Below are 20,741 nucleotides of genomic sequence, written 5' to 3'. Positions count from 1 at the left end.
ACATGAAAACCGCATGAAGCCAGCTAAAATCTTACATCTTCACAGTACGTTCAATTTGGGCGGCAAGGAGGCGCGAGCCGTCCGGTTGATGAATCATTTCGGTGCCGCTGCGGAACATGTCATTTTGTCCGCGCAGCCTGATAGCCTGTCCGCTCGCGAAGCGATTGATCCGAAGGTCAAAGTTGCTTTCCCAAAGGATGCACCCTTGCTGGCGGGGAAGCCATCGCTGAAACGATATCGGGAATTTGTCAGCTATTTTCGGCAGTTTGATCTGATCCTGTCCTATAATTGGGGTTCCATGGATGGCGTGATGGCACGGACGCTTTTCTCCCGGATCGAGGGATTGCCACCTCTGATTCACCACGAAGACGGATTTAACGAGGATGAGCGCGAGAGGCTGAACTGGAAACGAAACTGGTTCCGTAAATTTGCTTTAGGGCGCGCGGAGGCTCTCGTGGTTCCCTCTGAGCAATTGGCCGGAATCGCCAAGGAGATATGGAAACAGCCAGAGCAGAAAATCCATCAGGTTCCCAACGGCATTGATGTTAAACGTTTCGAAAAGACGCCACAAAGGGGCGCTTTGCCTGGGTTCATGCGGCGTGACGGCGAAGTCGTGGTCGGAACGGTTGCCGGATTGCGGGCGATCAAAAATCTGCCTCGGCTCGTGCGCGCCTGTGCCGCAGCTGGCAATAATGTCCGATTGGTCATTGTCGGTGAAGGGCCGGAAAAAGAAGCAATATTGGCCGAGGCAGAACGCGTTGGGCTAGGGGATCGTTTGCTGATGCCTGGCTTTTTGGCGGATCCGTCGCGCTATATGGGTTTGTTCGATATTTTTGCCCTGTCATCGGACAGTGAACAATTCCCGATTTCGGTGATCGAGGCAATGGCAGCGAGTCTGCCCGTCGCTGCCACAGATGTGGGGGATATTAAATCCATGGTGTCACAGGCCAATCACGGTTTTATCAAACCGCTTGCCGACGAAAGCAAATTCTTCGAATCTGTGACAACTTTGGTTCAGCATCAGCAGTTGCGGGAAGACTTGGGGATGCAAAATCGGGCCAAAGCGCAAGCAGAATATAATGAGAATAAGATGCTTGGTCGTTACGGCTTGCTTTATGGTCGTGCGCTAGGGCGGGGTGATTTTGGTTCGCCCAGTTAAAGGATTTCAGAAAAGAGTTTTTTTCGAGCATTTTTATCGGCTGCCGTCTATATCGGCATCAGGGGATTATAGGAGATTTCATTGTTCAAGGGGTTAAAACCCATCCAGTATAATGGTCAGGAAGTTTGGCCATTGATCGAGGGTGGAAAAGGCGTTGCAGCAACCAATCATGCTAGTTCGGGGGCTTGGGCCGCTGCAGGCGGTATTGGTACAGTATCGGCCGTGAACGCAGATAGTTATGATGAGGATGGCGATGTTGTTCCGCAAATCTATCATGGCCGAAAACGGGAAGAGCGTCATCAGGAACTGGTCCAATATGCGATTGACGGCGCGGTCGCGCAGGTCACGCAAGCTTATGAAATCTCAAACGGCAAGGGCGCAATCAACATCAATGTGCTCTGGGAAATGGGCGGCGCACAGCAAGTGCTGGAAGGCGTTTTAGACCAGACAAAAGGGATGGTCGCTGGTGTCACTTGCGGCGCTGGCATGCCTTATAAACTGTCCGAAATAGCGCAGGAATATGGGGTAAATTATCTACCCATCATTAGCTCTGCTCGTGCGTTCCGCGCTTTGTGGAAGCGGGCCTATAAGAAGGTTCCTGATCTGATGGCAGCTGTGGTCTATGAAGATCCGTGGCTGGCGGGTGGTCATAACGGTTTGTCCAATGCGGAAGACCCAAGAAAACCGGAAGATCCGTATCCGCGGGTCAAGGCTTTGCGGGATACTATGCGCGGAGAAGGAATAGCCGATACTGTGCCGATCATCATGGCGGGCGGTGTCTGGCATTTGCGTGATTGGGAAAATTGGATCGATAATGAAGAATTGGGGCAGATTGCATTCCAGTTCGGAACGAGACCTTTGCTCACGAAAGAAAGCCCCATCCCGGAAAGCTGGAAGAGTGAACTGACCAAAATCAAAGAAGGTGATGTTCTTCTACATAAATTTTCACCAACCGGTTTCTATAGTTCCGCTGTTCGGAATGAATTTCTCCGCAGCCTGGAAGCGCGGTCGGAGCGTCAGATTCCGTATCTGACGGAACAGGAAGGCGAACACACGCACCAACTGGATGTTGGCGTCAAAGGGAAGAATTTCTGGGTTAGCAAAGCTGATTTGTTGCGCGCGCGCGAATGGGTTGGCCTTGGCCACACCATGGCGTTGAAAACCCCCGACAGCACCGTGATATTCGCTGCGCCAGAGGAATCGAAAATGATCCGCAAGGATCAGGCGGACTGCATGGGTTGCCTTTCGCATTGCGGTTTCTCTGCATGGAAAGACCATGACAATTTCAGCACTGGACGGCTCGCCGATCCACGTAGCTTCTGCATTCAGAAGAGCCTGCAGGAAATCGTCCACGGTGCTCCGGTAGAAGAACATCTGATGTTCGCTGGCCATGGTGCCTATAATTTCGGAACGGATCCATTTTATTCCAACGGTTTTGTGCCGACTGTGAAGCAGTTGATGGACCGGATTTTGACGGGCGACTAAGATGGATATCCGGCTTGATGATCTCAGCGGCCAGCAGGTCCAAGACTTGCTGGCTGCGCATCTCGCCGGGATGCAAGCAAACTCTCCGGCTGAAAGTGTTTACGCGCTTGATCTAAGCGGATTGAAACATCCTGATGTGGCGGTGTGGACGATTTGGGATAGGCGAGAGTTGATGGGCGTTGGCGCGCTCAAGCAATTGTCTGCAACCACAGGCGAGATCAAATCGATGCGAACCGATGCACGACATCTACGCAAAGGGGTTGGCATCGCACTTCTCGATCACATCATCGACCAAGCGCAACAGCGTGGTTATCGGCGGTTGAGCCTAGAGACAGGTTCTGGAACAGAATTTGATGCAGCGCTGGGTCTATATCGCAAGCGAGGGTTTGCGAATGGTGATGCATTCGGCGACTATAAATCCACCGAATTTAACCAGTTTCTTCACCTGGAACTATAGTCAACCAAATCCGGTCCTGCAGCAAGCCCCTCTCCCGAGGGAGAGGGGGTATTGCCGATTAATCCAGATCCCAAGCCCGTTCACCGTGATTGGAAATATCCAATCCGTCGCGCTCGTCATCTTCGCTGACCCGCATCGGTAGGATGAAGCTGATACCCAATCCAAGGATTGCTGTGGCGACCGCAGACCATATTGCGACGGCGCCGACACCGATCAACTGGGCGACGAACTGGCTACCAAAGGCCATGCCTTCGTCATATCCGGTTCCGCCAAAGCCTTCTGCGATAAAGAGGGCCAGCAGCAAGCTGCCCAATATTCCGCCAACGCCGTGGACCGCGAAGACATCCAAGCTATCGTCGATTTTGAAGCCGTTTTTCACCAAGCTGACCGCAAAGAAACAGACCACTGCTGCCGCAGCACCGATGATGATCGACGCGCCGGGGCCAACAAAACCAGCCGCAGGCGTGATTGTTGCTAGTCCAGCAATGGCGCCCGTTGCGACGCCGATAGCGGTTGATTTCCCAACCTTGAGTTTCTCGATAAGAATCCAGGTCACTGCAGCCATGGATGCGGCAATATGAGTGTTGATGATGGCAGAAGAAGCATCGTCGGTCGCGGTCAGCGCGGAGCCGCCGTTAAATCCGAACCAGCCGACCCATAGCATCGCAGCACCGACAACGGTCAGGGCAGGGCTATGCGGTAGCATCAAGGTTTTTGGCCACCCCATGCGCTTGCCCAGCATGATCGCAACCACCAGTGCTGAAACGCCGGCAGTCGTGTGAACAACAATGCCGCCAGCAAAGTCGAGCACGCCAAGGTTGCTGAGCCAGCCGCCGCCCCAGACCCAGTGGGTTACGGGTGCATAGACGATGAGCAGCCACAATGCCGAAAAGGCAATCACCCAGCCAAAACGCGCGCGTTCAACCCAAGCACCGATCATCAGTGCGGGCGTGATCACGGCGAAAGTCATCTGGAACATCACAAACGAAGATTCGGGTATTGTCGTTCCTTCCCGAACATTCCCGAGATTGTTGAGCATCAGATTGAATCCATCGCCAAGAAATCCGTGGCTGACACCACCGAATGCAAGCGTATAGCCGACGATGATCCACAGAACCGAACAAACGCCTGCGACCGCCATGCATTGAATTAGCACGGACAAAAAGTTTTTCGATCGAACAAGTCCGCCATAAAATAACGCCAAGCCAGGCAGGGTCATGAGGAGCACCAAGGCGCTGGAAGTTAAAATCCAGGCCGTGTCGCCGCTATTGGCAACATCAGTGACCGCCGGATCAAAGACCTGCTGCGCATGGAGCGGTGCTGTCGCCCAAATCGCGGTCATAAGCAGCCCTAAGAGCTTGATTGGATGTTTCATGGCATTCCCTGTATTTATAATTTTATTCTACTGATCCATCCTTGCGAATCAGATTGCATCGAATTTCTAGTCGAGACGACCGGTGGACTCAATGGAAAGCTTATACCCAACCATCAAGCACCTGATCGGGCGGACGATGACCATCCGCCCAAACGCGGATATTGGTGATGACCCGCTCGCCCGAAGCTTCGCGACCTTCGAAGGTTGCGCTCCCCATATGCGGCAGTAACACTGTATTTTTAAGCGTGAGAAAACGCGGGTCAATATCTGGTTCTTTTTGATAGACATCCAGACCGGCGCCACCAATTTTTTCGTTTTGGAGGGCTTCGATCAACGCTTCTTCTTCGATTAGATCCCCCCGTGCGGTGTTGATGAGATAGGCCGAGGGCTTCATGTTGCTGATACGCTCGGCATTTATCATCTCATGGGTTTCTGCGGTGTGCGGGCAATGGAGCGAGATGATGTCGCACTCGCGGATCATATCCTCAATGTCGGACACAAAGCTGGCGCGAAGCGATTCTTCGACCGCCGGCGGCAATTGGCGGCGGTTGTGATAGAAAATCGACATCCCAAAACCGGAAGCACGTCGGGCTACGGCTTGGCCGATGCGGCCCATCCCAATGATGCCGAGTTTTTTTCCGCCGATACAGTGTCCAAGCATGCCGGATGGCTTCCAGCCTTCCCATTGGCCGGCGCGTATCAGCTTCTCACCTTCTGAAAGGCGGCGCGGCGCTGACAGGATCAAAGCCATTGTCATGTCGGCAGTGTCTTCGGTGAAGACACCCGGTGTGTTGGTGACCATGATCTTTCTCGCCCGCGCGGCGGCTAGATCAATATGGTCGACACCCGCACCAAAACTGGCGATCAGACGCAGTCGATCCGGTGCATTTTCGATCATTTCGGCATCAATATGGTCGGTCACTGTGGGGACAAGTACGTCGCAATCCGCCATGGCCGCAATCAGGTCATCGCGCGAAAACGGTTTGTCGGCATGATTGGGCACTGCATCGAATAGTTCGCACATTCGATCCTGATTCGCATCCGCCAATTCGCGGGTGATGATGACACGGGGATTAGCGGGGCGTTGTGAGTCTGGCATAGGCGAATTGCTATGCCCGAATTTTACTTCAGGTCAAGCAGCGGGCACTTGAAGCAGGCTTCAACTTCGGGCTATAGATTTCTTAATTCGGGAAGTTGAGTAACCAATGATCATGCGCATTCTGGCTTTCACATTCATAGCAGTTTCGGGTCTTTTTTTGTCCACGCCCGCTCTGGCTCAGCAAGAACCACCTTATTGGGCATCCATCGACGAACCAGAGGCGCGGATGCGCACCGGCCCCAGTACCGAGTATCCGACTATGTGGATTTATAAACGTGAGAAGTTACCGGTGAAAATTCTCGCGCGCTATAATGCTTGGCGCAAGATTGAGGATCATGAAGGAACCCAGGGATGGATGCACGCACGTCTGCTTAGCGCATCCAGAACAGCCCTAGTGTTAGCATCCAGCGGCGAGCCGATTGCGATGCGCGCATTGCCCAATGCTGGCGCAAAAACGGTTTGGCTTGCTGAACCAGGCGTGGTTGGCAGCCTGAGCTTCTGTGACAAGGGCTGGTGTCTATTCGATGTTACCGGCCGCCAAGGCTATGTCAGCGTCGCAGATGTCTGGGGCGACGAGCCGCTGAAATAACTCAGTCGGTTAGCTCGAGCGCTACGGCTGTTGCTTCGCCACCACCAATACAAAGAGCAGCGACGCCCTTTTTCAGACCGCGCTTTTTCAAGGCTGCTATCAAGGTCACCATGATCCGCGCGCCGCTGGCACCGATAGGGTGCCCCAATGCGGTTGCGCCGCCGTTCACGTTTAATTTGTCGCGGCTGATACCGATGTCCTGCATCGCAAACATCGCGACGCAAGCGAAAGCCTCATTCACTTCCCAAAGATCAACGTCGGCGACTGACCAGCCAGCTTTTTCGAGAACCTTCTCGATCGCGCTAACCGGTGCCGTGGTGAATTTGGCTGGTGCATGAGCGTGAGCTGCGTGAGCTACGATCTCGGCGACAGCTGTGAGACCTTTTTCCTTTGCGACACTGGCGCGGGAAAGGACCATTGCAGCGGCGCCGTCGGAGATTGACGAAGCGTTGGCCGCAGTGATTGTACCGTCTTTAGCAAAAGCGGCCCGCAACTGAGGGATTTTATCCGGATTGCCTTTTAGCGGCTGTTCATCCTTGTCGACGATCACGCTGCCCTTGCGGGTTTTGACTTCAACTGCGACGACCTCGTCGTCAAAATCATCGCCTTCAACGGCCGTTTTGGCGCGGGACAAGGATTCGATTGCATATTCGTCCTGTGATTCGCGCGTGAGCTGATATTCGCCAGCGGTTTCCTCTGCAAAGGTGCCCATTGCCCGGCCTGGTTCATATGCATCTTCTAGGCCATCAAGGAACATATGGTCTTTGGCCTCCGCGTGACCCAGGCGCGCGCCGCTCCGCATCTTGGGCAGCAGATATGGGGCGTTGGTCATGCTTTCCATACCGCCGGTCACGATAATGTCGACCGACCCCGCCGCAAGCGCTTCCGCTCCCATGATCGCGGTTTGCATGCCCGATCCGCACATTTTGTTGACGGTCGTTGCCTCAACCGATTGCGGCAGGCCTGCAAAAATTGCTGCCTGGCGGGCAGGGGCCTGACCTTGGCCAGCGGACAAAACATTCCCCATGTAGATGCGTTCGACATCTGCGCCCGCAACTCCAGCGCGCTCGACAGCAGCCTTGACCGCAACGGCACCCAAATCTGGTGCGCTGACCTCTCCGAGTGCGCCTTGCATACCGCCCATGGGTGTGCGGGCATAAGAAAGAATGACGATCGGATCGGAATTGGACATGGGTTTGGCCTTTCTGCGTTTGTTGCGCTGCCTTCGACAAGCGCGAATCTTGCAACGCACATAGGCGTGGCCAATGGCTTTTTCAATTGCGGCATTGAATGCCGGAGCTGGTCGTGCCAATCGATCGAGGCTATTCTTTGGAGCACATGTTGCCAGCTTTACCCATACCGATTGCCGGTGCCCTGCTAGGTCTGATCATTGGAAGCTTTCTGGCGACCTTGATCCTTCGGTGGCCGGAAGGCCGTTCCGTAATGTCTGGACGTTCATCATGCGACCATTGCGGGCATCAACTGCGCATATGGGAACTGATCCCGGTTGCAAGCTATCTGCTCCAACGCGGGAAATGCCGACAATGCGGTCAGGAGGTTGCCCCAGATCATATCGCCATAGAAATCGCGGCGGGGCTGATTGGAGGCCTCGCTCTTTTCGCCGCTCCCGGTCCGGAAGGCCTCGCAGGCGCTGTTTTTGGTTGGGTTCTGCTGACACTTGGTGCGCTAGATGCGAACCATCATTGGCTACCCGACCGGCTAACAGTGGTTTTGGCGGTCTCAGGATTGGTTGCCAGTGTTTTGCTGGTTCCGGTGGAGCTAATCGATCGGCTGATCGGTGGACTGTTAGGTTTCGCCTCGCTGGCCATTGTAGCCGGCCTTTATAGATATGTGCGCGGGAGAGAAGGGCTTGGCGGCGGCGATCCCAAGATGCTGGCCGGGATTGGTTGCTGGCTGGGCTGGCAGACTTTGCCACTGGTCATTCTTGGCGCTAGCTTTGTTGGCCTATTGGTCGCGTTATCATGGCAGGTGAGGGGAAAGATTATGACTGCTGACAGCCTCCTGCCGCTTGGAAGTTTAATGGCTGTAGTCGCTTTTCCTCTTTGGCTTTATCAGGCTGCGGGTGATGGTTTATTATATTGAATTGTGATGCAGCAGAAGGTCCTGTGAAAAAGCCGTTGCCAGCGGAAAGTCTGTTCGCTAACAGAGCCCCGATTTCGCTGATCGTTATTTGACGCAGCTGATAAGCCCCTGTGGTGGAATTGGTAGACGCGCTGCACTCAAAATGCAGTTCCGCAAGGAGTGCCCGTTCGAGTCGGGCCAGGGGCACCATTCCTTAGAAGTTTAGATATTGTGGCTTAGTTGCAACGCTATCCGGTTTTTCAAAAATATTGCGCGTTCATGCAGGCTTTTACGGCCATATGTGCTGGACTATTTTTCATATCTCGACAAATGTTGCCTACGAAAATGGATAGGCTTCCGTTTTGTTAGAATTGCTTGAACGAATAAGTTCAGGCCTTGGGAGAGAGTTATGAAAATCACGAAATATTTAGCCGCAACGGCGCTCAGCAGCGTTATCGTTGCTTCACCAGTCTATGCGCAGGATAGCCAAGAAGCAGAGACATTCGACGACAATGTCATCATCGTTACGGCTTCCAAGCGTGAATCGACGCTACAAGAAACCCCGATTTCGGTGTCGGTGACGACGGGTGAGACGCTTCAAAATGCGCAAATTCGTGATGTGCTTGATCTTCAATCGGTTACACCTTCGCTGCGAGTCAGTCAGTTGCAGACATCTTCGGCATCGACTTTCATCATTCGTGGTTTTGGTAATGGCGACAACAATTTCGGCATTGAGCCATCTGTTGGCGTGTTCATTGACGGCGTGTTCCGTTCGCGTTCCGCTGCGGCGCTATCAGATCTCCCCAATGTTCAGCGCATCGAAGTGCTGAATGGCCCGCAATCGACACTGTTCGGTAAGAACGCTTCTGCTGGTGTGATTTCCGTTGTGACACGCGAACCACAATTCGAATTTGGCGGAGCGGTTGAGGCCATTTACGGTAATTTCAACAATGTCGTTCTGAAGGGCGATATTACAGGTCCATTGTCTGATAGTATCGCATTCTCGGTAGACGGCAGCTACAACCGACGAGACGGTTACGCTAATATTGTCAATTTGAACGAAGAACAGAACAACCGTAATCGTTGGGCAGCACGCGGCCAGCTTTTGTTTGAACCATCATCGGATTTGAAAATCCGTGCGATTGCTGACTATTCGAAGATTGACGAAATTTGCTGTCAGGTAACGACGGTTGTTGCCGGACCGACCGCAGCAGCAGTTCAACTGCTCGGCGGCCAACTTTCGACAGATCGTTTCAGTTATGATGCATATCTGAACCAGGTTCCAATTAACAAAGTCGACAATTATGGCGGCTCGCTTCAGGTGGATTACGAGGCCGGTGCGCTTTCGTTCACCTCTATCTCTTCTTATCGCGAACTGAAGAACTTGTTTGTTTCGGACATTGATTACACAAGTCTGGACGTTGCGAACGAAACCCGAAACCAGAAGGTAAAGACTCTCACCCAGGAATTCCGGATTACATCAGACTTTGACGGTCCGATCAACTTCTTGCTCGGTGGTTATTATTTCGACGAAAGCATCTCGCAGATCAGTCAGATCGAAAATGGCACGCAGATTCGTGACTTTTTTGAAATATTGGCTGGTGGAAACCCGGCGGACGTTATTTTGGGCAACCCAAGTGTGTTTAATGGCGTTGAAGCTGGTCTCGGTCTGCCGCAGGAGTCTATTTTCCTAACGCCGCTGCTCACTGCCGAGCAGTTCTCGATGGACAATACCTCCTATTCGATTTTCGGTACCGTTGATTTTGAACCTGTTGAGGGCCTCGTCTTTACCGGCGGCTTCAACTATACCGACGATAAGAAAGACTTCGCGCTCGCTCAACAAAGCTTTGATCCATTGGGGCAGATAAACTTGGTTGATGCGTTCATCACAGGTTTTCTTACTGGAGGGACGGTGACCACTCGCGATGAATTCCTCGCACTCCCGCAGGCTACCCAAGATGCGTTCGCGAATGCGGCTCTTGATCCAGCGATAAATCCCTTCCTTGGTCTCGGGGCATTTCAGTTCCAGCCGCCTTTTCTAACCATTCCGAACGCCGTTGAAGACGGGAAGACGAACGATGATAAGTTTACGTATCTTCTGCGTGCGTCTTATGCGATTTCGAACGAGATCAATGTTTACGCAAGCTATGCAACTGGCTTCAAAGCGAGCTCAGTTAACTTGTCGCGTGATAGCCGCCCATCCTCGACAGATTTTGTGAATGCGCCTCAAACAACGGCACGCCCGGATGCTCCAGCACGAGCTTCGGGCAGTGTCTTTCTTGCGCCATCGTCACCGATTACCGATGCTGGTCTAGCAACTGCCAACCTGAGCAGTGGTTCGCGCTTTGCGGGACCAGAGAATGCCACCGTGTATGAAGTTGGTATCAAAGGCCAGTGGGAAGGATTCGGTTTTAACCTCGCATTGTTCGACCAAACTATCAAAGGCTTCCAAAGCTTGGCTTTCACCGGCACTGGTTTTGCTCTGCAGAATGCGGGTCAGCAGTCGGTTAAGGGCTTTGAATTTGATAGTACCATTAGCCCGACCGATGGTTTGGTCTTCACTTTTGCCATGACTTACCTTGATCCATTATTTGATGATTTCCCGGGTAGTGTTCTGGGCGACCTCAGCGGCGTGAAGCCGGCGGGTATTCCTGAGTTGGCGATTTCGACGTCTGCAACCTATTCGCACGAATTTGGCGCGAGCGGTAATATTCTGGTCACGCGGATTGATTACAGCCATGAAAGCAACACGCCGATCAACAACGGATTGCCAACTTTCAACGCTCGTTTGGGTAATACCCAGATTTTTGAACGCGAAGTAAATCTGGTCAACGGTTCGATGACGCTTAAACTTGAGAATGGACTCGAAGTTGGCGCTTATGTTCGCAACCTGTTCAACGACCAGTTTCTGACAACGGTGTTTGACGGCGTCGCCCAGGAGGGCACGGTTTCGGGCTACCCTAGTGCGCCGCGTACATACGGTGCTCTTGTCCGTTTCAGATTCTAAACTAGAAGTTTCATTAAAAAAATTTAGGCCCTGCCGGGAAACTGGCGGGGCTTTTTTTGTCTCATTCCCGTACGGTGGGCCCAGCTAGATGCATAAATGGCATGCCAAAATGCGTTTTTTACATTTCTATCTGGACTTAACTGACCGATTAGTTGAAGGTTGGTTTGTCTTGGGGGGATGGGTAAAATATTCACTCTCCAACAAATTAGGATGGGATTTGGGAGAGAGAAATGCGTAAATCGTTACTATTGGCTGCTACAGCTATATCTGCAATGTCCGTACCTGCTGTCGCGCAGGATCAGGATTCAGGGGCCATTGATGACAATGTCATCATTGTTACCGCTCAACGTCAGGCACAAAGTCTACAGGATGTGCCAATTGCTGTTTCGGCCTTTTCACAAGAGACGCTTGAGGCGCAGCAGATTGAAAATAGTTCTGATCTTCAACTGACACTGCCCAATATCACATTTACAAAAACTAACTTTACAAGCTCCAGTTTCACGATCCGCGGGATCGGCGATCTGTGTGTGGGTGTGTCTTGTGATCAGGCAACAGCCATTCACTTGAATGACTCCCCCTTGTTCGCAACACGGCTTTTTGAAACAGAATTTTTTGACCTCGAGCGGGTTGAAGTTCTGCGTGGCCCACAGGGTACATTGTTCGGACGGAACGCCACCGCTGGTGTGGTCAATGTCGTTACAGCGAAACCGAATTTGGGCGAGTTCGAAGCATCTGGCGATGCTGAATATGGCAACTACAATGCGATCAAAGTGCAAGGAATGGTCAACGTCCCGATTAGCGACAGCATCGCGTTTCGTGGCGCTGGTGTTTATGTGAAACGTGATGGTTATACGACCAATTTGAACGGTGGTCCTGATCTTGATGACCGGGATCTATATTCAGTTCGTGGTTCGCTACGCTTTGAACCAAGCCCTGATACCACGATTGACCTTTATGCTTCCTATTTCCGTGAAAATGATAATCGGATGCGGATCCAGAAACAATATTGTCAACGGGACCCTACAGGTATCTTGGGTTGTCTAAATGGTTCTCGCAAAGCGGAATCCTTCAATGCAAACGCGACGTTTACGGCGGCGTTGTCATCACGGGAATTTCTCGCAACGCAAGGCATCCCAACGGCATTTGCTTTGGGTAGTCTCTATGGGCCCGACCAATATGCAGGCATAGATATTCCGGAAGATTCGCGAACGGTGAATACTGCATTCACGCCGGAATATTTTACCAGCGAGATGACGCTTCAAGGTTCGATCGAGCATGACTTTGGTCCAATCAACGCAAAGCTCTCCGGTAACTATCAAAAGGTGAAGCTCAATTCACGGCAAGACTATAATAACAATATAGGCCGCCGGGATATCTACGCGCCGGCGTTGAACACGCTTGCTGCCGCTGCTGCTGGCTTGGTTCCTGGTCTTCCCGCTGCCTATTTTGCACCTCTTGCCTCGGCGATCATTCCTGATGGGCCTGATGGCGTGCTTTGTACGTCAGATACGGATACTACCGGTCTCGGTTCGTTCGGTGGCAACAGCATTTGTGGGACGACGCCGCTTCAGTTTGACGGATCCAACCAAGCAAACAGCAGTTGGTCGGCTGAGGCCATTATCTCAAGTGATCTTGATGGCCCGTTCAACTTCCTCGTTGGCGGTATTTATGCTGACTTTCATCTGAGCGAAAACAGCTATTATGTGAATGCCTTTGCAATTGACTATGTTGCGGGCTTGCTTGGCAGTTTCACTTCGCTTGGTAATGGTTTGCCACCGTCATTCTTGGGCACACCATATTTCCGGAACAATACGAACGATTTGACCGTCAAATCATATGGATTGTTCGGTGAAGTCTATTTTGACGTCAGCGACAGACTGAAGCTGACCGGTGGTTTGCGTTACAATAATGATGAGAAAAATGTTGAAGCGCGTTCGACGCTAGCAAGCTTCTTGGTCCCTTACAGTCAAACGACCGACGCATTTGATTCGCCGTTTGTCGGATCTTACGACGCTGATCCGGGAACGCCTGGTAATCAGATTTACCAGCGGCGTAACGTGAAAGACAATGAAATCACCGGGCGTTTGGTACTTGATTATCAAATCAGCGACGACAATCTGCTCTACGCTTCTTATTCGCGCGGCTATAAATCGGGTGGTTTGAACCCGCCTCTGCAGCCCATCTTCGAGGTACCAGAATCGTTTGAGTCCGAGCAAGTCGATGCATTTGAAATTGGATCGAAAAACAGCTTTGGTGATGGTGCTCTGCAACTCAATCTGACTGCTTTCTACTATAAGTATAAGAATTTGCAGCTCAGTAAGATTGTTGCACGTACATCGGTAAACGAAAATATCGATGCCGATATTTACGGCGCGGAAGTTGAGGCGGTTCTCCGCCCTGATCCAGACTGGATGATCAATATGGGATTCAGCTATCTGAAAACCAAGGTCAAAGGGGATACGTTTAACAGCGATCCGCGCGACTTTGGTGGCGGACGATCGGATGCGGTGATCATCAAAGATATTACCAATGCATCCAATTGTGCTGTTGTATCGTCTTCAGGAAGTGCTGCAGGGATAAATGCCTTCGTCAATACTGTGAATAATGTGATTAACGGAGGAATCGATCTTGATCAAAACGGCGTGATCGATGGAGGCGACATCCGTCCGGGTGCCAATCTCCAAGGGACCACATCCTTTGGCTCGGACAGTGGCATTGCTTCAACAGGGGCATTTGGCATCTGCGGTATTTTGGAAGCCGCAGCTGGTGGAGCATTCGCAGCAGCTGGATTGGATCCGGCGGCGTTCGGTGGAGTTGAATTTTTTGCAGCTGGTGTTCCCAAGAACATTCGTGGAAACTCTTTGCCTCAAGCGCCCAAGTTTAAGTTCTCCGTCGGAGCGCAATATACGGTGAACTTTGACAGTGGCATGAGCTTGGTTCCACGTGTTGACCTTGCTTACACTGGTGAAAGCTATGGCAGCATCTTCAACGGCAATGTCAACCGGATCAAAGGCTATGCGCAGGCAAATGCCCAGATCCAGTTGAACGGCACCGATGATCGCTGGTATGTTCGTGGCTTCATCCAGAACATCTTCGATAGCAACTCTGAGACAGGGCTTTATGTAACGGATCAATCATCAGGTCTGTACACCAATGTCTTTACCCTGGAACCACGTCGCTACGGTATTGGCGCTGGCTTCAAGTTCTAACGATATCGTCACGTAAGAAAAGGAGCCCTGCCGGGAGACCGGCGGGGCTTTTTTTATGTTACCGAAAAAGCCATGCGATCGTAGCCGCGCGAGTTTGTTGATAGCGGCAGAGCCCATTTTCCTGTTGGAAGTTCTCGGGGTAATGATCCGCGGATGTTTCTTGTCTATGGAAAATGGTGCCGAATATCCGACTCGAACGGATGACCTACCGCTTACAAGGCGGTTGCTCTACCAGCTGAGCTAATTCGGCATACACTGGATTTGCTGGGCGCTATTAGCGTTAAACTACGCCAAAGGTCCAGCCCTCTTTTTTTGCAATTTCATCTGTCATTGCAGGGACGTTCCAAAGGGCCGGATTATGAGCAACCTGCTTCATCCAGGCGGCGGTGATCAGGGCATCGGTACTATGGTCGTCATAGTGGTTCAATCGTTCGGGCACGGGCGTATCCAAATGCCCCAGAGCGGTCTCAAGGCCGTCTTGATCGCGGACCTTGCTGCGGCCCTTCGGTCGGCCCGCCGCCACCGCAGCGATGCTTGTATATATCTCGACGATCGCAGGCCCATGGCTGGGGAGGGGATCAAATGGCCAAACCGGTATCGCTCCGGAAAGCTGATGCAGTAAACGCATTCCGGTAAGACTTGATTTCCCGACTTGAGCAGCGCCAACGAGATTGAAGCAACTTGCGCTATTGCCTTGACCGGTAGCGCGCTGATGGTGTTCGACTTGCCGCAGTCGTCCTATCCCACTGCCGAACAGATCGCCAACCTGGTCTGCACTATGGCGAAAATGGCGACTGGCCTGATGGTGGGTTAGAAAGCTGGAGATGTTTAAATAGGGATCATCGTTACAAATGGCGTCTATTCCGCTCCATAGCTCTTTTGCGCCACCGGGGCTTTGATCCCACGCCGGGAAGTAGGAGCTTTTATCTAGAAAGGGCAACGCCATCGACAGATCAAAGCCAATCAGGATATTTTGTCTATGAGCTGCCAAGCGGAAAAGCCATTGCAGTACATCTGCACGCGACCAGTGTGGTTTGGGTGTTATGAGAACCGGCGGCCCTTTTGGACCGATAATGGCCACGGCAATACCGTCGGGGCGTTCGACCTTGGCACCCGACCAATCGACACAGGCAAAATAGGAGAAGCTTCGCACGTTCAATCCTTAGCGGATCAAACCGGCAAAAGAAAAGGGCAGGTCCATCGGACCCGCCCTCGTTCTTTTATTAGGTAGTCAGCGTCTATTTTTTCGCCGCTGTCTTCCGTGCTGCTGGTTTACGAGCAGGTGCTTTTGGTTTTGGTGGGTTGTTGCGCAGGTCTTCGAGAACCTTGCCAGCAACATCACGTCCGCCCCAGCCAAAGGCCAGTGCCGCCGCTGCGGCGCCACCGATAACCAGTGCAGTGAAAGCCGTCTGTACGATTTCTTGTCCAACGCCCATGAACTGAAGGCCCATGAAGGTGAACAATATGATCGTTGCGTAGCGCACGATGGTCGATGCCATTGTGCCTTCATCCGCACCACCGATGATCTTCGACAGAAGATTGGCGATCAGGAAACCGGCAGCGATAACGATTGCGCCAAATATGACACGTCCGCCGAGTTCAAGGATCTGATCAAGGATCGATGTGAGCTCTGCAAATCCAAGCAGGCGCATCGCTGCGATTGCGAAGAAGAGCATGATCGCTACCTGAGCAACTCTCGACAATACCGCCGTCAATGACGTTTTCGCCGGAAGAATTTCAAGAGCGGCTACGGATTGATCCACACCAAGGCCCGGGAGAATTTCAGAGATGATCTGAACCACGAACTTGCTAATCAAATAGCCAATGCCCAAGATGATGGCTGCCCCAATGATGTTTGGAATTGCTGCCAAAATCATACGAAGCATGTCGCTGGCTGGTCCGGAAACGGATTCCAGCTTGAGAGCTTCAAGCGCCAATATTGCGATCGGAATGATGATCAGAACATATATGATCGTTCCGATGGTCTTGCTGATCGCTGAATTGCCGGTAACCGCATCAATTCCGCCGCGGTTGGCCCATTTATCAAAATCGACTGTTTGCAAGAATGTCACCACAAGGTCTCTGACAATCCGTGCAACAACGACACCGATGAAGAATATAACGGCTGCGCCAATCAGATTAGGCACAAATCCCATTATCGAGTTCAGCAAAGTCTGGATCGGTGCATCAACACCACCGAGTCCTAGGACGCGCATGATGATAAGTAGTCCGAACAGCCAGATCAATAGAGATACAATCTTGCCGAGTGACTCTCCAACAGACGTGCCCGCTGAAGTGTCTCGTTGTAAAAATTTTACGTTGTTCACAAGTTTAGCAAAGGTCCATTTCGCGGCCTTTCCCAATACCCATGTGCCGAAGAGGACGAGTAGGGCTATGCCTAGCTTCTCTCCCCATGCAACCATCAGCTCTGTATCCAGAGCATAGTTGCCTATTCGCAGTCCATCCATTTCGCTTCCCCTCTTGCGTTAATAGTAGTGACTTTTGTTACTAGCACGTTTGCTGTCTGATGGACAGAATTCAATAGGGTGATACTTGGGGTTAAGCGTAAAAACTCGTAAAGATCAGGAGCTTGCAGTCATCTCTACAACGACCCGGCCGATGGCTTCGCGTCGTTCCAGTACTGCAAGGGCCTCAGCAGCCTCTCCCAGTGGGAAACGATGAGAAATATGGGGGCGCATTGCTCCTGCTGCGGCTAAATCCTGTAACGCCGCCTTTTGGCGCTTCGCCAACTCTGGGTCGCGGCGAGGACTTTCACCCGCACGAACGCCGATCAGGCTATATGTTTTGATCAACGCATGATTGGCTGGGAAGGATGGGATAGAACCACTGGCAAAACCAACGATAAGATATCGCCCGTTCCAAGCGATCGCCCGTGTGGCGGTTAACGCGAGATCACCGCCGACGGGATCAAAAATGACATCGACACCTTTTCCGTTGGTTAGAGTTTTAACCTTGGTCGCTAACTCCGGGTCGGAAGGGTCCAGTATATGGTCCGCTCCAGCCTGACGGATGGCTTCCGCCTTTTTGTCATTGGATCCAGTACCAACCACCATCGCGCCAATATGTTTCGCCATTTTGATGGCTGCCATGCCGACGCCACCGCTAGCGCCAAGAATTAGAACGCTTTCTGCCGACTGAAGTTTGCCGCGCTCGACTAGCGCGTGCCAGGCCGTTGAGGCTGCTGTTTGCCAGCAAGCGCCTTCGATGAAGGATAGAGCTGTGGGAAGGGGGCTGATGGCGGTTTCGCTGACGACCGACTGTTCCGACAACGTACCTCCTTTGCCGCCAGCCATGACCCGATCCCCGACCGCTACCCCTTGGACATCGGACGCGACTTCGATCACGACGCCAGCCGCCTCAAGCCCCGGTATGAACGGAGGCTCTGGTCTAAATTGATATTTGCCCTGAGTCATCAGCAGATCAGGGAAGTTGAGGCCTGCTGCTTGCACTTGTATCCGCACTTCACCGGACTGAAGCGGTTCGGCTGTTTGCTCTAATATTCGGATGGATGACGGGCCGCTGAGTTCTGTGCAGACGGCGGCTCTATATGTGCTGTTCATCATTTGGCCGCTGCTACGATATCTTTGGTAAAGGCACCGATATCAAAACGATTGTCGGCGGTATCATAGCCTCGCCGAACGACTGCAATATCCAAAGAGGGAATGATCACCAAATATTGACCGCGATTACCAAAGCCCGCGAATGTATCTTTTGGAATTCCTTCGGACTTGTTGATCAGCCAGAACGTCGCACCATAACCAAAATCACGGCCCTCGGGCTGTGGCCCTGATGGGGCGCTGACCCATGACCGCCAGTTTTCCGGCAACAGACGTTCCCCGTTCCACATGCCGTTGTTAAGATAGAGCATGCCCAATCGCCCCAGATCACGTGCGGTTGTCCAGACCTGGCTGGAGAGGATGTAATTATCCTGCCAGTCGGTTTCGGCATAGGTTCGGGTCATCCCGAGTTTCTGAAAAAAGGCAAAGGGGTCAAAATCAACCTTTCTGGCTCCTTCGCCCTCAAATTTGCTGTTTCGGGCAATATGCTGAGCCTGCGCCGCGTAGACTGCCAGCAGCGTGTCGTTGTTGGCGTAGCGAAAACGGGAGCCCGGCGTGTAGAGTAGCGGCCAGCCGGTCGCCCGCTCCGTGACCGTCGCGCCACCCATATAGAGAGGATCGGTGCGATTGCCTGCTGTGTCGCTCACCAGGCCGCTGCTCATGCGCATGAGTTGGTCGATCGAGATACGTGCGCGCGGATCACCCGATTGTTGCCATTGGGGAATGAGCGCAGGAGCGTGAATGTCGAGCATATTCTGCTGGACAGAATGACCGATCAAGGTGCCAGCGAGCGATTTTGCGACCGACCACGTGCGTTGAGCGGTGTGTAGATCATGCCCTGTCTTATAAGCCTCGGCCTGGATTTTGCCGTTTTTTATAACGAGCACGGCGCTTGTTTTACCGCCATATCGGTCCGTCTGGAAAGCTGCCTCGGTCAGGGACTCGAATTCGGAGGAAAGAGCGGTCGATTCTGGTGCGGCATCCCGATCGCCGATCGGCCAGGGCTGTTCATCAACAATCACCCGTTCGCCCGTCGGCATGGTTTTTTCCGGTCCGTCAAAGCCGATCGGCATTGACGTGCAACCACTCTGGCTGTTCCAGATAGCGACGCGTGGCGGCGCATCATCGGCAAAGCTGACGCGGACCGTGCGCGCGATATCGTCAATCTCTGCATCAAGAGTCGGGACGATATCGGATATCCGGTCATAGATGCCGCTGAGCTCGTCCGTTTCAATATCAGCAAGCGACTTTCCGCCATTCCAGAGACCCGAACAGATGAACTGCGCTTTATAGCCCGCCGCCAGGGCGCGGTCGTAGCCGGCCGTTTCGTCGCTTTGAGCAACCGCAGTGCCGCCGAGTAGCGCCCCGACCGCAAAAATACTAACCAGCTTTTTCAGCACGCAAATTCTCCCAATATTCAAGCCGTTCCCGGACTTTATGTTCAAAACCACGATCGACGGGCTGGTAGAAATGCTCCGGCTCCATCTCTTCCGGCCAATAGTTGTCGCCTGAAAACCCATCGTCAGTTTCATGATCATAGCTATAGCCTGCGCCATAGCCGATTTCTTTCATTAGTTTTGTTGGCGCGTTGAGTATGTTCTGTGGCGGCATGAGCGAACCCGTATTTTTGGCCGATTTCCAAGCAGCTTTCTGGGCTTTGTACACAGCATTGGATTTCGGAGCTGTTGCGCAATAGAGGCAGGCCTGAACGATCGCTAGTTCGCCCTCGGGACTGCCGAGAAACTCATAAGCTTGCTTTGCGGCAAGCGCTTGTACCAGTGCCTGTGGATCAGCGATACCGATGTCTTCACTGGCAAAGCGTACGATCCGGCGGAGCAGAAAAAGAGGTTGTTCGCCCGCGACCAGCATTCTTGCCAAATAGTATAGCGATGCTTGCGGATCAGAACCGCGCATCGCCTTATGCAGTGCCGAGATCAGATTATAATGTCCCTCGCGATCCTTGTCATAGACAGCCATCCGGCGGTGCAGGATTTTGGCTAATTCAGTTGGCTCCAGTGGATCTTTGATATTGAGGGAAAATAATGTCTCGGCCTGATTGAGCAGAAAACGACCATCACCATCCGCGCTTGCGATCAACGCTTCTTTTGCCTCGGTGGTGAGCGGAAGTGATTTGCCTTCCAATTTCTCTGCTTTTATCAAAAGTCGGGTCAGGGCCGTGGCGTCCAGTCGATTGAGGATCAGAACCTGTGCGCGGCTGAGCAGAGCAGCATTTAGTTCAAAAGATGGATTCTCGGTCGTGGCACCAACCAATACCACGGTGCCGCTCTCGACATAGGGAAGGAAGCTGTCTTGTTGAGAGCGGTTAAAGCGGTGTATTTCATCCACAAATAAAAGAGTCGCTTTGCCTGACTGCAATCGCATCTCGGCTTCAGCAAACACTTTTTTAAGATCAGCGACGCCGGAAAAGACGGCGGAAATGGCTTTAAAATGTAGATCGGTTTGATCGGCTAGCAAACGAGCAAGACTGGTCTTCCCGGTTCCAGGTGGCCCCCACAGGATGATCGATGCAAGCTTACCAGCAGCAACCATTCGACCAATTGTACCATCTTTGCCGACAAGGTGATCTTGTCCCACAATGTCGTCAAGGTGGCGCGGCCGTAACCGATCTGCCAATGGCCCGTCGGGCGCATTTTCCGGTTCACGCTGTTGATCCGTTTCTTCGTCAAACAGCCCGGGCATG

The 20,741-nt window shown here is 52.5% G+C and carries 15 protein-coding genes and 2 tRNA genes; 8 read left to right on the top strand and 9 right to left on the bottom strand.

The window, feature by feature from the left end; all coding sequences use genetic code 11:
• Positions 1 to 13: 13 nt before the first annotated feature.
• The 3 genes from ABJG22_RS10880 to ABJG22_RS10870 all read left to right on the top strand — a co-directional run bounded on the left by ABJG22_RS10880 (position 14) and on the right by ABJG22_RS10870 (position 3,101).
• A complete protein-coding gene (locus ABJG22_RS10880) occupies positions 14 to 1,159 on the top strand; it encodes a glycosyltransferase (RefSeq protein WP_348020244.1) in 1,146 nt (381 codons plus the stop codon).
• A gap of 81 nt (positions 1,160 to 1,240) precedes the next feature.
• Positions 1,241 to 2,644: a nitronate monooxygenase gene (locus tag ABJG22_RS10875; protein ID WP_348020243.1), complete on the top strand. Its 1,404-nt coding sequence runs from the start codon at positions 1,241 to 1,243 to the stop codon at positions 2,642 to 2,644.
• Between the two features lies 1 nt (position 2,645).
• Positions 2,646 to 3,101: a GNAT family N-acetyltransferase gene (locus ABJG22_RS10870; protein WP_348020242.1), complete on the top strand. Its 456-nt coding sequence runs from the start codon at positions 2,646 to 2,648 to the stop codon at positions 3,099 to 3,101.
• A gap of 58 nt (positions 3,102 to 3,159) precedes the next feature.
• Here the strand turns inward: ABJG22_RS10870 and ABJG22_RS10865 are convergent, their stop codons facing one another.
• Both ABJG22_RS10865 and ABJG22_RS10860 read right to left on the bottom strand, forming a co-directional pair.
• On the bottom strand, positions 3,160 to 4,443 hold the full coding sequence (locus tag ABJG22_RS10865) for an ammonium transporter (RefSeq protein WP_348020241.1): 1,284 nt from the start codon (positions 4,441 to 4,443) through the stop codon (positions 3,160 to 3,162).
• A 133-nt stretch (positions 4,444 to 4,576) separates the two neighbouring features.
• Positions 4,577 to 5,575: a D-glycerate dehydrogenase gene (locus ABJG22_RS10860; protein WP_348020240.1), complete on the bottom strand. Its 999-nt coding sequence runs from the start codon at positions 5,573 to 5,575 to the stop codon at positions 4,577 to 4,579.
• Between the two features lie 106 nt (positions 5,576 to 5,681).
• Here ABJG22_RS10860 and ABJG22_RS10855 point away from each other — a divergent pair, with 106 nt between their 5' ends.
• A complete protein-coding gene (locus tag ABJG22_RS10855; protein ID WP_348020239.1) occupies positions 5,682 to 6,164 on the top strand; it encodes an SH3 domain-containing protein in 483 nt (160 codons plus the stop codon).
• Between the two features lies 1 nt (position 6,165).
• On the opposite strand, the gene ABJG22_RS10850 is transcribed toward ABJG22_RS10855, so the two are convergent.
• Positions 6,166 to 7,356 carry an acetyl-CoA C-acyltransferase gene (locus ABJG22_RS10850; RefSeq protein ID WP_348020238.1) on the bottom strand — a complete coding sequence of 397 codons (1,191 nt, stop codon included), beginning with the start codon at positions 7,354 to 7,356 and terminating at the stop codon, positions 6,166 to 6,168.
• A 113-nt stretch (positions 7,357 to 7,469) separates the two neighbouring features.
• On the opposite strand from ABJG22_RS10850, the gene ABJG22_RS10845 reads away from it, so the two are divergent.
• The 4 genes from ABJG22_RS10845 to ABJG22_RS10830 all read left to right on the top strand — a co-directional run bounded on the left by ABJG22_RS10845 (position 7,470) and on the right by ABJG22_RS10830 (position 14,462).
• Positions 7,470 to 8,267 carry an A24 family peptidase gene (locus ABJG22_RS10845; protein ID WP_348020237.1) on the top strand — a complete coding sequence of 266 codons (798 nt, stop codon included), beginning with the start codon at positions 7,470 to 7,472 and terminating at the stop codon, positions 8,265 to 8,267.
• A gap of 104 nt (positions 8,268 to 8,371) precedes the next feature.
• A tRNA-Leu gene (locus ABJG22_RS10840) sits at positions 8,372 to 8,456 on the top strand.
• A 199-nt stretch (positions 8,457 to 8,655) separates the two neighbouring features.
• The gene (locus ABJG22_RS10835; RefSeq protein ID WP_348020236.1) at positions 8,656 to 11,253 is read left to right on the top strand and encodes a TonB-dependent receptor; all 2,598 of its coding nucleotides are present in this window, start codon (positions 8,656 to 8,658) and stop codon (positions 11,251 to 11,253) included.
• 230 nt (positions 11,254 to 11,483) lie between these two features.
• Entirely contained in the window at positions 11,484 to 14,462 is a 2,979-nt protein-coding gene (locus ABJG22_RS10830; protein ID WP_348020235.1) for a TonB-dependent receptor, read from the top strand.
• 174 nt (positions 14,463 to 14,636) lie between these two features.
• Here the strand turns inward: ABJG22_RS10830 and ABJG22_RS10825 are convergent.
• From ABJG22_RS10825 to ABJG22_RS10800, 6 genes are all read right to left on the bottom strand, one after another.
• Positions 14,637 to 14,712: transfer RNA gene (locus ABJG22_RS10825), tRNA-Thr, on the bottom strand.
• A 30-nt stretch (positions 14,713 to 14,742) separates the two neighbouring features.
• Positions 14,743 to 15,615: a hypothetical protein gene (locus tag ABJG22_RS10820; protein ID WP_348020234.1), complete on the bottom strand. Its 873-nt coding sequence runs from the start codon at positions 15,613 to 15,615 to the stop codon at positions 14,743 to 14,745.
• A gap of 85 nt (positions 15,616 to 15,700) precedes the next feature.
• Positions 15,701 to 16,930: a mechanosensitive ion channel gene (locus ABJG22_RS10815; RefSeq protein ID WP_348020233.1), complete on the bottom strand. Its 1,230-nt coding sequence runs from the start codon at positions 16,928 to 16,930 to the stop codon at positions 15,701 to 15,703.
• 114 nt (positions 16,931 to 17,044) lie between these two features.
• Entirely contained in the window at positions 17,045 to 18,046 is a 1,002-nt protein-coding gene (locus ABJG22_RS10810; protein WP_348020232.1) for an NADPH:quinone oxidoreductase family protein, read from the bottom strand.
• Positions 18,043 to 19,440 carry a serine hydrolase gene (locus ABJG22_RS10805; RefSeq protein ID WP_348020231.1) on the bottom strand — a complete coding sequence of 466 codons (1,398 nt, stop codon included), beginning with the start codon at positions 19,438 to 19,440 and terminating at the stop codon, positions 18,043 to 18,045. The genes ABJG22_RS10810 and ABJG22_RS10805 overlap by 4 nt, the downstream gene beginning before the upstream one ends.
• Entirely contained in the window at positions 19,421 to 20,740 is a 1,320-nt protein-coding gene (locus tag ABJG22_RS10800; RefSeq protein ID WP_348020230.1) for a replication-associated recombination protein A, read from the bottom strand. Before ABJG22_RS10800 ends, ABJG22_RS10805 begins: the two co-directional genes overlap by 20 nt.
• Position 20,741: the final 1 nt, after the last annotated feature.

This window comes from Parasphingorhabdus sp. (assembly GCF_039939955.1).
In the GTDB taxonomy this organism is placed as follows: domain Bacteria; phylum Pseudomonadota; class Alphaproteobacteria; order Sphingomonadales; family Sphingomonadaceae; genus Parasphingorhabdus.
This window is presented reverse-complemented; position numbering and strand designations above follow the sequence as displayed.

Coding starts and splice junctions, on each gene's coding strand:
- ABJG22_RS10880 (WP_348020244.1), top strand. CDS start 14: ATGAAGCCAGCTAAAATCTTACATCTTCACAGTACGTTCAATTTGGGC.
- ABJG22_RS10870 (WP_348020242.1), top strand. CDS start 2,646: ATGGATATCCGGCTTGATGATCTCAGCGGCCAGCAGGTCCAAGACTTG.
- ABJG22_RS10865 (WP_348020241.1), bottom strand. CDS start 4,443: ATGACCGCGATTTGGGCGACAGCACCGCTCCATGCGCAGCAGGTCTTT.
- ABJG22_RS10860 (WP_348020240.1), bottom strand. CDS start 5,575: ATGCCAGACTCACAACGCCCCGCTAATCCCCGTGTCATCATCACCCGC.
- ABJG22_RS10855 (WP_348020239.1), top strand. CDS start 5,682: ATGATCATGCGCATTCTGGCTTTCACATTCATAGCAGTTTCGGGTCTT.
- ABJG22_RS10850 (WP_348020238.1), bottom strand. CDS start 7,356: ATGTCCAATTCCGATCCGATCGTCATTCTTTCTTATGCCCGCACACCC.
- ABJG22_RS10835 (WP_348020236.1), top strand. CDS start 8,656: ATGAAAATCACGAAATATTTAGCCGCAACGGCGCTCAGCAGCGTTATC.
- ABJG22_RS10830 (WP_348020235.1), top strand. CDS start 11,484: ATGCGTAAATCGTTACTATTGGCTGCTACAGCTATATCTGCAATGTCC.
- ABJG22_RS10815 (WP_348020233.1), bottom strand. CDS start 16,930: ATGGATGGACTGCGAATAGGCAACTATGCTCTGGATACAGAGCTGATG.
- ABJG22_RS10810 (WP_348020232.1), bottom strand. CDS start 18,046: ATGATGAACAGCACATATAGAGCCGCCGTCTGCACAGAACTCAGCGGC.
- ABJG22_RS10800 (WP_348020230.1), bottom strand. CDS start 20,740: ATGCCCGGGCTGTTTGACGAAGAAACGGATCAACAGCGTGAACCGGAA.